11 protein-coding genes are annotated in these 13872 nt (G+C 49.8%); 5 read left to right on the forward strand and 6 right to left on the reverse strand.

Annotated features, from left to right (window positions below):
- Positions 1–207 precede the first annotated feature (207 nt).
- Positions 208–1047, forward strand: a complete 840-nt coding sequence (locus Pan241w_RS19275; RefSeq protein WP_145218978.1) for an MBL fold metallo-hydrolase — start codon at positions 208–210, stop codon at positions 1045–1047.
- A 120-nt stretch (positions 1048–1167) separates the two neighbouring features.
- Here the strand turns inward: Pan241w_RS19275 and Pan241w_RS19280 are convergent, their stop codons facing one another.
- The gene (locus Pan241w_RS19280; RefSeq protein ID WP_145218980.1) at positions 1168–2541 is read right to left on the reverse strand and encodes a Gfo/Idh/MocA family oxidoreductase; all 1374 of its coding nucleotides are present in this window, start codon (positions 2539–2541) and stop codon (positions 1168–1170) included.
- A 262-nt stretch (positions 2542–2803) separates the two neighbouring features.
- Between Pan241w_RS19280 and dinB the strand changes: the two genes are divergently transcribed.
- Positions 2804–4003 carry a DNA polymerase IV gene (dinB, locus tag Pan241w_RS19285; protein WP_145218982.1) on the forward strand — a complete coding sequence of 400 codons (1200 nt, stop codon included), beginning with the start codon at positions 2804–2806 and terminating at the stop codon, positions 4001–4003.
- A gap of 17 nt (positions 4004–4020) precedes the next feature.
- Here the strand turns inward: dinB and Pan241w_RS19290 are convergent, their stop codons facing one another.
- The 3 genes from Pan241w_RS19290 to Pan241w_RS19300 form a co-directional block, all read right to left on the reverse strand.
- Positions 4021–5577: a sulfatase family protein gene (locus tag Pan241w_RS19290; protein WP_145218984.1), complete on the reverse strand. Its 1557-nt coding sequence runs from the start codon at positions 5575–5577 to the stop codon at positions 4021–4023.
- A gap of 142 nt (positions 5578–5719) precedes the next feature.
- A complete protein-coding gene (locus Pan241w_RS19295) occupies positions 5720–7942 on the reverse strand; it encodes an ABC transporter permease subunit/CPBP intramembrane protease (RefSeq protein ID WP_145218986.1) in 2223 nt (740 codons plus the stop codon).
- The gene (locus tag Pan241w_RS19300) at positions 7942–8718 is read right to left on the reverse strand and encodes an ABC transporter ATP-binding protein (RefSeq protein ID WP_145218988.1); all 777 of its coding nucleotides are present in this window, start codon (positions 8716–8718) and stop codon (positions 7942–7944) included. Before Pan241w_RS19300 ends, Pan241w_RS19295 begins: the two co-directional genes overlap by 1 nt.
- A gap of 449 nt (positions 8719–9167) precedes the next feature.
- Between Pan241w_RS19300 and Pan241w_RS19305 the strand changes: the two genes are divergently transcribed.
- From Pan241w_RS19305 to Pan241w_RS19315, 3 genes are read left to right on the forward strand one after another with little or no spacing between them, the layout of a single operon-like run.
- Positions 9168–10424 (forward strand): outer membrane protein assembly factor BamB family protein, encoded by a 1257-nt coding sequence (locus Pan241w_RS19305; protein ID WP_145218990.1) that lies wholly within the window; start codon positions 9168–9170, stop codon positions 10422–10424.
- Positions 10425–10465: 41 nt separating this feature from the next.
- Positions 10466–11851, forward strand: coding sequence for a hypothetical protein (locus Pan241w_RS19310; protein WP_145218992.1), 1386 nt, complete (start codon positions 10466–10468; stop codon positions 11849–11851).
- A 15-nt stretch (positions 11852–11866) separates the two neighbouring features.
- On the forward strand, positions 11867–12070 hold the full coding sequence (locus tag Pan241w_RS19315) for a hypothetical protein (protein ID WP_145218994.1): 204 nt from the start codon (positions 11867–11869) through the stop codon (positions 12068–12070).
- Positions 12071–12152: 82 nt separating this feature from the next.
- Here the strand turns inward: Pan241w_RS19315 and Pan241w_RS19320 are convergent, their stop codons facing one another.
- Together Pan241w_RS19320 and Pan241w_RS19325 are read right to left on the reverse strand one after the other, a co-directional pair.
- Positions 12153–12608, reverse strand: coding sequence for a hypothetical protein (locus tag Pan241w_RS19320; RefSeq protein WP_145218996.1), 456 nt, complete (start codon positions 12606–12608; stop codon positions 12153–12155).
- 89 nt (positions 12609–12697) lie between these two features.
- On the reverse strand, positions 12698–13711 hold the full coding sequence (locus Pan241w_RS19325; protein ID WP_145218998.1) for a DUF1559 domain-containing protein: 1014 nt from the start codon (positions 13709–13711) through the stop codon (positions 12698–12700).
- Positions 13712–13872 lie beyond the last annotated feature (161 nt).

The following is a 13872-nucleotide window of genomic DNA, read 5'->3' on the forward strand; positions in this document are numbered from 1 at the left end:
TCGAATGGTTCTCGAAATACGGCGGTCTGTTTATTGGTATGCTGACAGAATTGGGGTAATCTGACGTCCTCCAAGAGCCCATTCGTCGAAACCGGAATAATTCCTCATTACAGGCGCAGCCAGTCCGAATGGCGCGAAAACGCGATTCAAAACCCGAATTTCGGGACAAATTATTCGATTCTTTCACTTCCTGACAACGTTATGACCATGCTTGAAAATTTACCTCTCCAATCTGTGAAATATAAAGGGCTGACGATCGAGGGCTATTCTCGCGCCGCCGTTCAGAGCTACTGGAGAGTCCCCGAACTCAAACTGGGCTTCGATATGGGAGGCAGCCCCTGGGCGTTTATGGGAACTGCTGTCTATTTTATTTCACATGCGCATCTGGATCACATGGCGGCGCTACCCGCATATGTTGCCCGGCGGCGGATGATGAAAATGAGTCCTCCCACGATCTATATGCCCGAAGAGGTTGTCGACCCGGTGTGGAACATGCTGAAAAGCTGGCAGAAGCTAGACCGGGGGCGAATGGAATGTGATCTGGTCGGCATGAAAGATGGAGAAGAAGTCCAGCTTTCGCGCGAACACGCCGTGACGGCATTTCGCACTAAGCATACGGTCCCCTCTCTGGGATTTCAGGTCTGGGACTGCCGCAAAAAACTGAAAGCTGAATATCTGGGGAAGCCGGAAACGGAAATCCGCGATGCCCGGATGTCGGGGATCGAAGTCAGTGAAGAGATCCGCGTGCCGCTGGTGTGTTATACCGGTGACACCGCACCCGCAGGCCTGGATCATTTTGAGCAGGCGTATGAATCGAAAGTTCTGATTACAGAAATGACATTTTACCGCCCCGAACACCGGCGGGAAAAGATTCATAAATTCGGACACATGCACCTGGACGATATTGTCGAACGTGCAGACCGATTTCAGAACGAATTGCTCATTCTCGCACACTTCAGCACGCGGTATCACGATAATCAGGTCATGAACGCCGTCAAAAAGCGGTTGCCTGCTGAACTACAGGAACGTCTGCAACTCTGGATGTAAGCCGGCCTGTTTTCGACTGGCGATTCACGGTGTAGATTAATTATCACTGACGAGCGTAAAAAAAGCCTGAAGGAAACTGCTTCCTTCAGGCGGAGCGCTTTTGATTATTGAACGAACCGACTATGCGTTGATTTCATAGCCTTTTCGCTGTTCGCGTGATTGCCACTGATTGGCATCATCGTCGCCGATAATCTGCTCTGTATTGGGGTCCCATTCGAGAGAGCGATTCAACCGGATGGCGATATTTGCCAGGTGACAAGTCGTAATCGCGCGATGATGTGTCATTACATCGGAAATCGGTTGTTCCCGCGCATCAACACATTCATAGAAGTTGCGCATGTGATCGCCAGGCTTTCGCCCTTTGTAGAGCTTTGTGATCGTGTCACTGGAAAGCGGGTTGTTTTTCAGGTCTTCTACCGGTTTTCCGGTCAGATCGCCACGACTGACGAACATCCGACCTTTCGTTCCCGTAAAGAGAATCCCGTTACGTCCATCGCTTTTGATTTTCATTTTCACTTCGTTCGGGAACGTGCATTGCACTTCGAACTTGGAAGCGACGTTATAAGCGTCGTCCTTGGTAGGCATGCCGTCTTTCAGAGGCACTGGATGCTCTGCAGAAATCGGCACGACCTGAGTCGGCCCGGAGTGATCCATGCCAATTCCCCATTGGGCAATATCGACATGGTGTGCGCCCCAATCGGTCATTTTGCCGCCGGAATACTCATACCACCAGCGGAACTCATAATGACCACGAGTTTTGGGCTTGCCATCAACAGATTTCCAACGATACGCGGTTTTCGGTGCCTGCCCGAGCCATTTTTCCCAGTTCAATGTTTTGGGGACTTCCGCCACCGGAATGGGGCCACTGGGAGCAATTCCGCCGATCACACATTCGACTTCGGTGATATCACCCAGTCGACCTTCTTTGATAATTCCCAACGCATTCAGGAACCGCTGTCCCATTTCACTGCGCTGTTGTGTGCCCACCTGGAAGACACGGCCGGTTTCTTTCAACGTTTTAATGATTTTTTTGCCTTCATCAATCGTCAATGTCAGCGGTTTTTCACAGTAAACGTCTTTGCCGGCTTTCATGGCTTCAATCGCGATTTTCGTATGCCAGTGATCGGTGGTGACGATCGTCACGATATCAATTTCCGGGTTTTCGAGAATCTTCTGATAGTCTTCAAAAACAGCGACTTCTTTATTGTTGCCTTTTTTGCCCTGGATGTCTTTCACTCGGTTCCGGGCTTTATCGGCATGTGCGGCATCGACATCGCAGACGGCAATCACATCGCCGTACTTCATGGCGTTGGGACCAACGGCGTTCCAACGACTGCCGGTTCCAATACATCCCACAACCGGACGGTCATTGGCTGCTTTGAATTTGTAAGCGCTGGCAGGGTCAATATCGAACCAGAAAGGAACACTACTACCAGCGACGAGGGCAGCAGATGTTTTCAAAAAGTCGCGACGATTCTGCTTTTGATTACTCACTGAAGACTCCTTATCAACAAAAAATGGTGCAGGACGACCCGGATCAACGAATCGCATAGTTGCAGGAAGATTAATCGTGATCAGTCATTATAATGAACTGGGAAACAGCTTTGCAAAGATCAAGCGGTCTTTATATCTGGTTTGCCCTCTATTCTTTTTTGTACGTCTCTCAAACGTTTCCTGCTAAACTGAAAGCAGGAAAACAGCAAACAACCCATTTTTAAGTGAAGTTAATAAATAGGTCACACGAACGATTACTCTCATGCGCACGATCCTGCACGTAGACATGGACGCGTTCTATGCGTCGATTGAAGAACGGGAACACCCGGAACTGAAAGGGCAGCCCATCATTGTTGGCGGTCGTGCAGACCTTCGGGGTGTCGTTTCCGCAGCGAATTACAAAGCGCGCGAATTCGGCGTGCACAGCGCCATGCCAATGAAAACTGCGCGGCAACTTTGCCCGCAGGCACACTATTTTCCGGTTCGCATGCAGGACTATGCAGAGATATCCCGTTCGATTCAATGGATCTTTCGCAAATACACGCCGCTAGTGGAACCACTGTCTCTGGATGAAGCATTTCTGGATGTGACCGGGAGTCATCTCTTATTCGGCACCGGAGAGGAAATTGCGATCACAATCAAAGACGAGATCAAAGAGTCACTCAACCTGATCGCATCTGTTGGCGTGGCCCCGAATAAATTTCTGGCGAAAATTGCCAGCGATGCCGACAAGCCGGACGGCCTGGTGATTGTTGAATCTGATAAAATCCACGACTTCCTTGATCCCCTGCCCATTTCCCGTGTCTGGGGCATCGGCAAGGTGGCCACCCGACGTTTTTCCAAACTGGGTATCAATACCATATCTCAGCTGCGGGCGCTTGATCCGGGATTATTAACAGAACTGTTTGGCGAACAGGGGCAGCATCTATGGGAACTCTCACAGGGAATTGATGAGCGTCCGGTGGTTCCCGAACGGCAGGCCAAATCGATCTCGCGCGAGACGACTTTTTCTCTGGATGTAACGGATCTGGAAATTCTAAAAAGTGTTCTGATTGAACTGGTGGAAGACGTCGCCCGCCGACTCCGTAAAAATGAACTGCGGGGCAGAACCATTCAACTCAAAATTCGCTACGATGATTTTGCGACCTTTACCCGTGCACTGACGGTCCATCAACCGACTAACATCACCAGAGAAATCGAAGAAGCCTCAATTCTATTGCTGGAACAGAGACTCCCCGAGCGACCATTATCCATTCGTTTGATCGGAGTCGGCGTGACTGGTTTTGATACGGGAGCCCGACAACAACGTTCGCTATTTGATGAAGAAGATCAGCAGAAACATTCGCGGCTGGATCAGGTCAAAGATCAGATCGCCAACCGTTTCGGAACAGAATCCATCAAACGCGCAAATCGGATTGAGGCGGCTGAACCAGACGAACCAACCGCATCGGAATCAGGTTGAAACCAACTATTTTCAGTTCAATCGTTAAGCGGGGGTGCCCAGCGAACTTTCTGAATTGTATCGAAACGAACGTGCGTGTCGTTGGTCGCTTTCTGGCCGGCACGACTGCTGCCTTGTTCGATCAAGCGTTTGAAATCAGCCGTCATCTGCGCTACTTTTTGTGGGCGCTGCTTCGCGAGATTATGCGCTTCGCTGATATCGGTATCTAAATTAAAAAGTTCTGGAATCGTCGGCTTCCCGCGTGACTGCTGAAGATTTTTCCCACTCATTTTGAACACAAGTTTCCAGGGGCCGTCGCGATAAGCAAATTCGCCGTGATTCGAATGACTCACCAGTGATTGACGCGCGGCCTGATTCGGTTTCCCCTGTAATGCAGGCAGAAAACTGATGCTGTCCTCTGCTCCGTCTGGAGGTAACTCAGCTCCTGCAATTTCGGCACTTGTCGCCAGTAAGTCAGTCAGGCAAACCATCTGCTGACTACTAGAACCTGCACCAATCTGTTTTGGCCAACGCACCACAAGCGGCACGCGGTGCCCCCCTTCCCAAATGTCTCCTTTATGTCCACGATAAGGGCCACTGGGAAGATGGCCGGCTTTGATCAGATCGTTCCAGCCGGTGTAATGCGAGTGCCCGTTATCGGCAGTGAAAATGACAACCGTGTTGTCTGCGATCCCCGCTTTGTCGATGGCTTCAATAATTTGCCCTGCAGACCAGTCGGTCTCCATGACAAAGTCGGCAATGGGGGCGATACCACTTTTACCGCGAAAGGGTTTGGACGGGACCACTGGTTCATGAGGAGACGTCATGGAAAAATAAAGGAAGAACGGGGACTGTTGCTCTGACTGATCTTTAATGTAGCGTACAGCACGACTGGTGATCTCCGGCAGAATCTTCTGCATTCGCCAACCAGGTGCCGCTGGAGCTCCCACAAAGTTTTTCGGTAAGACAATGCCTTCACTGGCATCCAACTCAAAGCGTGCGGTGGGCTGAGTCTCTACATGGTTATTTTCAATGAATGTGAATGGAGGCAGATTCGGCAGATCGACGCCGAAATAGTAATCGAAGCCCCGTTCGGTCGGTCCTCCGTTGATCGGTTTTGTGAAATCCCACTCCAGCTTCCATTGCCCGTTTTTTTTCTCCATCATCTGACTTGTTTGAGGGCCGGGCCAGTTCCAGCCCAGGTGCCACTTCCCGATGCAGGCCGTCTGATATCCCTGTTTCTTGAGTAATCCGGGGAGCGTCAAGCGCTCTTCCGCGATCAACGGTGGTTCGTAAGCAGCGACCACCCATTCCTGCAAGCGTGTACGCCAACTATAACGCCCCGTCAATAATCCATAACGTGTCGGAGTACAAACAGCAGACCCACTATGCGCATCGGTAAAACTCATCCCCTCTCGCACCAGACGATCGAGGTAAGGCGTGGCAATTTTATTGTTTGGATAGTGAGCCTGAATATCGCCTACGCCAAAATCATCGGCCAGAATGACGACAATATTTGGACGTTCCTGTTGATCTGCGAAAAGAGTAACAGGACAGATGCTGAACAAGATTAATAAGAGCATTTTCAGAGGCATGAATTTCTCCAGGCAGAAATTTCGTTGAAACAGGGCATTCAATCCTAAAGGGAAGCGGCAGGGAATGAAACTGAATTTCAGACGATTTTTGAGACACAACCGGAATCTGTGGTGCTGTTGAACGTGGACCAGCGGAAGCTGTTCAAGCCGCGGAAGGATCGGTCGCCGGAGCTGGTTCTCCGCGATTGCTAATGTAAACCAGAACAAAGCCGGCAACCACAATCAACAGCGAGCCACCAAGCCAGGAGATCGGGAGATGCTTCTGATTTTCCAGATTGATCTCCCAGCGGGAAAGCGTATCCTGATAACTGGCGATAGTGATTAACAAACCGTTGTGAATCATATGGAGCAGGATGCCGGGAATCACACTGCGCGAGATCACATTCACGTATCCCAGACACAGCCCCATGAAGAAACTGGGGAAGAAGCGTTCGATGAACAGCGAATCGCGCACGATCACATGGAACAGCGCAAACAGAAAGGACGAGGCCAGAATGGCTCCGTTCGTTGAAAAGCGATTCAAGAGCGAACTTAACAGATACCCTCGAAAAAACAGCTCTTCGCATACAGCAGGTAATACCGCCAGCGAGACCAGTTTGACCCATAAGGGAATTGATGACAGCTCCAGTTTCATGGATTCAAATAATTTGGAAAGTGTTTCGACTCGCGCATCGGAGAGCGCCATGATTTCGATTTCATATGCGAAGGGCCAGAGTGTCAAGCCGAGTAATATCGCGGCAAGACAGGACAGCGCCTTAGGTCGATACCAGCGAAATCCGGATTTCAGTTTCACACCGCCCAGCCAGGCAAACAGCAGCGGGATCAAAAGAAACAGGCAGAATGTGAGTGTGCCCGAAACCAGCAGACGTTGCGAGAATGTGATTCCTCCCAGGCGGCTGACGAATGCAGCAGAGAGAATAAATGCTGGAAACATGACTGCCAGGCAGAGCATGGCATTATTCAAAGCAGGCACGAGATGTGTTTTTTTTGCCCGCTTGAAAAAGTCAGACCAGGAGGTTTCGCTTTGATATAAAATCGTATCGGTGCCAAATATTCGTGCCGCGAGACTTAGCGCCACCACTGCGTAAAACAGCGTGGAAAACACGGATACAAAAAACAGCAGAGGCTGGGCTTCGTGCAGCAGAAAATCTCGGCTAAGCAGCACAATGTTCGCTAAAGGAACGACCGCCCAGATCAATGTCATCTTTAAATTAGGCACCATTCCCAAAATGCCGGGCGCCATTGAAATCAACATCAACGGAATCAAATATGCCTGGGCTTCTTTAAAGCTGCGGGCAAAGCTGGTGATACACAATAGCACCGCAGAAAAGAAAGCAGCAAAAATCACCAGCAACAACAGGATTTCCAGAATAATTAACAGCGTCATCCCTTCGCCAAATAAGACGCTTTCCAGCCCGTTAGCATACGCGGTCGCCAGCATCGCCGTCATGTTCACGAGCGCAGTCAGAATCGCCACGACCAGCACAGCAAAAAACTTGGCAGACAGAATCCACATCCGCGGGAGTGGGGCTGCGATCAATGTTTCCAACGTCCCGCGTTCACGTTCACCGGCTGTCAGATCGATAGCGGGATAGACAGCACCGGTCATGGTCATCAGGATTAAAATCAAGGGGACGATCGTCACTAGTGAATACGCCTGCTCAGTCTCAGACTTCACAGTCGCCACAGTCGTTTCAAAGGGGACGAGATTGCTTTCTCCCAGATTTTTCAGTAATTGATTCCGATAGTTCCAACGGACGGCCTGCAAACGGTCCTCAATATATTCAGCGGCACGTCGACTATGTGGCGATTGTGCACCGTAAATGATTTCGAATCGACCGCTGGTCTGTTTGTGTTTGGTTTTGCTATTCTCCACTTCGAGAGGAATATAGCGTACGCCGACATCGACGGACCCTTCACTGACCAGCTTGGAGAGATTCGAATTTTTCCCGCTTTCCTCTGCGATCATGAATTTCATGACCGGCTTCACCTGTTGGAAGGCTGACAGCATCCCCTGCATTGGTTCCGATTCAGACTCTGATTCTGCCGATTTTGAATTTTCTTTCTCGGCCAGCATCGCATCACCCTGGTTGAACAGGGCGCGAAACAATTGTGCTTCCGAATCGTTGGGAAACACAACGCGATATTCAACTTCACTGACTTGAGTCACTTGCTTCAATAAAAACTTCTGCAGCATGAGCCCAAGTAGCGGATAAACGAGCAAGGGCATTAAAATCAGTGTGATGACCGTCCGACGATCGCGCAATATTTCTCGCAACTCTTTTTTCAGCAATCCTGAAAAACGAAACGAGGGAGTGGGAGTGTAGATGCGGTCATCAGAATCCTGATCATAGGGAGACGCCATTAAATAAACTCCCGTTGCGCAGTGGGAATCGATTCAGCTGGCTCAACGGGCGCATCGAGCAGTTGCAGGAAGATTTGTGTTAATGTTTGACAGGACGTGCATTGTTGTAGTTCAGCCAGGGTTCCTTCATAGCTCTTTTTACCATTGTGCAGCAACCCGAAACGGTCACAGAGTTGCTCTGCTTCATCCAGCCGATGGGTGCAGACAATCACGGCTTTACCTTCATCGCGCAGCAGATCGATGTAATCAAAAATCACTTTACTGCCTACAACATCCAGGCCGCGCGTTGGTTCATCCATCAACATCACGGGAGGATCATGAATTAAAGACCGTGCCAGGTTCACACGTTGTTTTTGCCCCGTGCTCAGGGTGGCAGAACGACGATCGAGAAAGGGATTGATATCGAACAACCGAGACAGTTTTTCAATCTGGTCTTCTGCCTGGACGCGGGGAACTCCATACACGTCGGCAAAGAAGGAAAGAATCTCGCGCGGCGTCAGCCATTGATAGAGGCCCGCACTGGTCGAGACCAGACCAACCCGCCGTTTGATTTCATCAGGATGACTTGAAACCAGAAAGCCTTCGACTTCCGCATCACCGCTGGTTGGTTTCAACAGCCCCAGGATCATGCGGAGCGTCGTTGTTTTGCCGGCACCATTGGGTCCCAGCAAACCATAGACTTCCCCCTGCTCTACCTGGAACGAGATCTGGTCAACTGCGAGAACATCCTGATTTCTCGCTTCGAATATTCGCGTGAGATCTTTAACAAAAATCATGCTGGCCCGCCTTCTGCTCTCGCCTGACCCACCCGTGAAGCACAATCCATGCGCCCTGAATGCAGCATTCATGAAATGACAGGTTGTGTCACGACGAAAAAAAAATGACTTGAAGGATTTGCCTGCTTCAAACACGTTGATATCACGAGAACTGTGAATCGAAATGCTGGCGCACCACCAACGTGATCTGGGTCGAGGACATTCTAACAAACTCCAGGCCAGTCTGTCACGTACTAAAAACGCTACCACCAAAGAATCAGTAAAGAAGTCAGAATGCCTTCCCCCTGAAGCATTTGAACATTTTTGTACCAGGTCCTCATTTTTTCAGGACTTCAAGAAGCCCGCTGAAACTCCTTGCACCATCTCGCCAGCGCGACCACAATAAAGAAACACAACTGTGCCTCGCTATTTATCATCTGCGATTCTTCCAAACACAAAAAGGTCTTCCGATGTGCCTACAAATCTCCCGCTACTGGTTAAACTGCATTCTAATGCTCTGCCTGATCACTAACTTTGCATCTGCAGAAGACGACTGGCGCGTCTGGCGGGGTCCGAATGCAAATAACATCGCGGCCGAGGGTGAAACACCTCCCATCAAATGGAGTGAGTCCCAAAATATCCGCTGGAAGGCACCTCTGCCTGGTCGGGGGCATTCCTCACCAATTGTGGTGAATGATCGTGTTCTGATTTCCACTGCGGATGAAGAGAAACAAATTCAATCGGTGGTCTGTTTTGATCGGGCAACGGGGCGACAGCTCTGGAAAACCGATGTCAGTCAGGGAGATTTTGCCCCTAAGATTCATCAGAAAAATACACACGCTTCACCGACACTGGCTTCGAACGGGGAATCAATCTTCGCCGTTTTTCCGCAATTCGATCGGATTCAGCTCACAGCACTGGATCTGGAGGGCAAACAGCGGTGGCAGATCAAAGCCGGCGGTTATCTGCCACAAGCATATCAGTTTGGCTATGCCCCCTCGCCCATTCTGTATCAGGGAAATGTGATTGTCACATCAGAATACGAAAAGAATGGTTTTATCGCAGCCTTTGACCAGCAAACGGGCCGCGAAGCCTGGCGCATCAAACGGCCGGAGAAGATGAATTTTTCCACCCCCATCGTGGCACGGCTCGCGGGCCGCGACCAGATGTTGCTCAGCGGCAACGCGAAAGTCGCCAGTTTTGATCCCCAGACCGGACGCGATCTCTGGTCTGCCCCGGCGATGTGGCTCGTCAGTTGCGGAACCATGGTCTGGGACAAGGATCTGGTCTTCACCAGTGGCGGATTTCCTTTAAAAGGGACGATGGCCGTCAAAGCCGACGGTTCCGGAAAAATCGTCTGGACGAATCGAGTGAAATGTTATGAGCAATCGATGCTGGCCTACAAAGGATATCTGTATGCGGTCGACGATAACGGCATCGCATACTGCTGGAACGCACAAACGGGAAAGGAACAGTGGAAAAGCCGCCTGGGCGGGAAAGTCTCTTCCTCGCCTGTACTGGCTAACGAAAATATTTACCTAACGAACGAAAAGGGAAAAACATTCGTCTTTCGGGCCAATCCTGCCAAATTCGAACTGGTGGCAGAAAACCAACTCGGCGATGAAGGTTTCGCGACGCCAGCGATCTGCGGCAATCAAATTTTCCATCGCGCTGCCAGCCGCGCGTCCGGTAAACGTCAGGAGTTTCTGTACTGCATTGGAGAGTGAGCATCAAAATAGATCGGCTGCGGAATCGTTGAGGGGAAATCATGGCTGTTTATTATCTACTGTCGATGCTTGCTGTTATAGCTCCAGGTAAAGCCGATTTCTCCGTCGACGAACTGTTCACAATCTATCAGCAGAATCACGCGTCCTTTGTCGCAATGGAACTTGACTGTTTCTACCACTGGGGTCATTCCGATGAGCTCCCTGCCAGTATCGATGCCGAGATCGATTACTTGAAGAAACAGTTACAGGTGGATGACTTGCCTGTTGAGCTTATTCGGATTATCGAAGCAAAGGCATCCCCCGGCTCCAGTTTCCAGGAAGCAAAGCAGCAGTTTATCGCACACAGAGAGATGATGAGAAAACTGGAGTTGAGAGCCATCATAGAACACGAACATATTTTCTTCCGAATGACGCCCGAACAATGGGATCTCCACTTGTATCAGAACGCGAAAATGAATGATCTTCGCCAGAAATCTGCAGTGGCGCGCGGTTTGAAGTCCTTCACCGGCGGCGATTTTCAGCATGTCCAACGAAAAGTAGAGGGAGGATGGCTTTGCCTTGAACCTTATCCTTATGTCAATAGCACGTACCCTGTTGCATGCTCCAAAACGATTTGGGACACAAGGCAAGCACCACTACCTTTGTTCTTGGAATCAGGGCTTCTAAAAACGGAATCTTCGACTCATTGGAATACGTTCTGGGACGAACCAGAAAAAATCCAGTCATTCGGAAGCTGGATCCCCGAGACCGGCGGCCCTCTTCAGTTACTGATTAAACCATTTGACAACATGCAATTTCAGTTTGTCGCGCTGGATGTATCCAAAGGAGCAATGCCACAATGGAGCTCACTGATGCAGTGCATCGACGACCATTCCATTGAGAATTTAACTCCGGAAATCGTGTCCAATCTCGCCGCACAGATCGAATTTTTTCGGAATCATTCAACAACCAACTCACGCAAGGAAGCGGTTCCGTTGAAAATTATTTTTTTCGATGACTACCAGAACTTAGAAAGCGCCGGCTGGTATCCGTTCAAGATCATGCATAAGCATATCACACTTCATCCAACCGAAGAAACATACAGAGAAAAACGGACCTGGAGACATACGCCGTTTGGTATCGGAGGCATCCAGACGCTCCAAATCAAATCGATCGCGGTAAATGACTCTGTGAGTAAAGGTGAGCCTTTGAAATTACCAGCCAATACCATCATCCTGGATCTCGATACCGAGAATAATACGATCCTGGATGATACCCCCGTCAAAGCGACGGATCGCTTCATGACGCGTCTTCTGGGGCGCACGCTCTGGGGTACCGTGAAACGGAACGCTGCAGTGTTCATTGGCGGAATGATCATTTTCTGCCTGATCGGCTTCCTGATCTGGAGACGGCTCAAAGGAAACTCGACCCCGGCGAGTGAACACTAAAAGGAGACTACATTATTGAAAACCAGCAAACGCCTTTTCCGTTGGAGTGTCCTTTGTATAACGATCTTTGTTTCACTGCTGATGCTGGGTTATGTCTTTTATGAGTTGATAGACTTCGACAGCTGGCCGTACCAAGGCACTATCATCATTGCCTGTTTTCTGGGAGGTGTTGCATTACCGATGATTGTTGTTACTCTCTTTCCCGGTGAAGATGAATGAAACACGTTATGTTATCGCGCACAAAAAAACTGTAGCCGATACAGAACCGACTACAGTTTTCAGATTAACAAACTCGTTTTTCTTATTTTGCTTTTTTGAGATTCATATCCAGCAGACTACCTGCACCCGTATCTCCTTTAGCGGACTTCAGGACAATTTTGATCGAGTCTCCGCCCCCTTCCGGGACCATCACCTGGGTATCCTGGACAGCGGGTGGGGGATCCATGAAATTTTCTCCCATGTTGCCCAGCACTACGCGATAGTTACCCGGAGCAGCACCATCCTCTTCCTCGTAGGTTCCCAAGACAAACGTGCCATCTGCGTTGACGTTTGCTTTCGCAGTTCGAACGTTGTCTCCCTGCTTCTGAATCGGTAACAGATCGATATGAATCGGGCCAAACGGCTTGTCATCCAAAGTCAGCACACCAGAGGCGGGAACGGTTTTCACCGTACGTTTATCGCCGGACGCATCACCTCCACCGCACCCGGAAAGGGTCAGCATCAAGATGACAGTCAGGACATTCACAGAGCGCAACATCTCTAAAAACCTTCTTAGAATAAGACTAAATGAATCGGAAGTGAAGAAAAACGGTTCCTCTCCTGAAGGAGAGGAACCTGAAGTGTTGATTAAAATTCTCCGACAATACTATCGAATCTGCCACCAGCGATGGTGTTGAGTGACATCCAGAGACTGGGTGCACCGGCAGACTGATTGTGGTCACCATGATAGTCAATGTTTTCACTGACAAAGCGGACGGAGCCATCGGCCATCATGAAGTGAGCGCCCCCCTGATGTACGGAACCAGGTCCCGGCCAGTCAGAGTTCAAACAATGCGCGGCGATGTAGACAGGTCCCCAGGCGTAAGGAGCAGTCTTGTAAAACGTGCCGTCTTCTCCTGTCGATGTTCCATCTGGTAACAGCAGATTATTGTTAGCATTATTCATCACGACAATGTGAGTTGAAGCAACGAACGCCATCCGATAGACGGCTTCGCCGCCACCGTCACGCAATCGACCTGCACCACAAGTCCGTCCGCCACCGGCAAAACCATTTTGGGGAACTTCACCGACAGCAATCGTGGTCGTGGTTCCATCGGTGATGTCACGGATGCGTACTTTCGATTTGAGAGTGAAGACTCCGGTATGAATCTGGTTGGGTCGCTGCCACCAGTCAAACCCCTGTGATCCAGCGTAGTTCGTGGTAGCAAAACCATCGCGTGCACTGGGATCGTGATCCTGGTCGGAGGGGCAATGTAGAACCGGGAGCTTGGTCGCCTGAATCGGGCCGGCGGGTCCGGTCTGATTCAAGAGAGGCGCAGAAAAGTTAATCTGATTGTAAAGTGGCGCCTGTTCCAGGAAAGGCAGAATTAATGTAATCCAGGTGTAGTTACGCGCGCCGGGATTTGATCCACCTGGATCGTTGGTCCACACATCATTCGGGAAAATCGAATGTGTTTCATGATAATTGTGCAGTGCCAATCCGAGTTGTTTCAGATTGTTTTTACAGGTACTGCGTCGGGCGGCTTCACGCGCCTGCTGCACTGCGGGCAACAGTAACGCAATCAAAATTGCAATGATGGCAATCACCACCAGCAACTCGATCAACGTGAAACCTTTCCTTTGTGACTGTCTCAGATTCATACTACTCTCCTTCATAAAATAAAATAAGAAAAAGTGAAAATCGATATGATTATTCTGTTCCATACAACACGCAAATATTTTCAATACTCGAAAAGAGCATCTGAATATACGCAGCAAAGATCAAAGCAGAATCCCGGAGAACCGGACGTCGTAAAAGAGTT

The organism is Gimesia alba, assembly GCF_007744675.1.
Lineage (GTDB): Bacteria > Planctomycetota > Planctomycetia > Planctomycetales > Planctomycetaceae > Gimesia > Gimesia alba.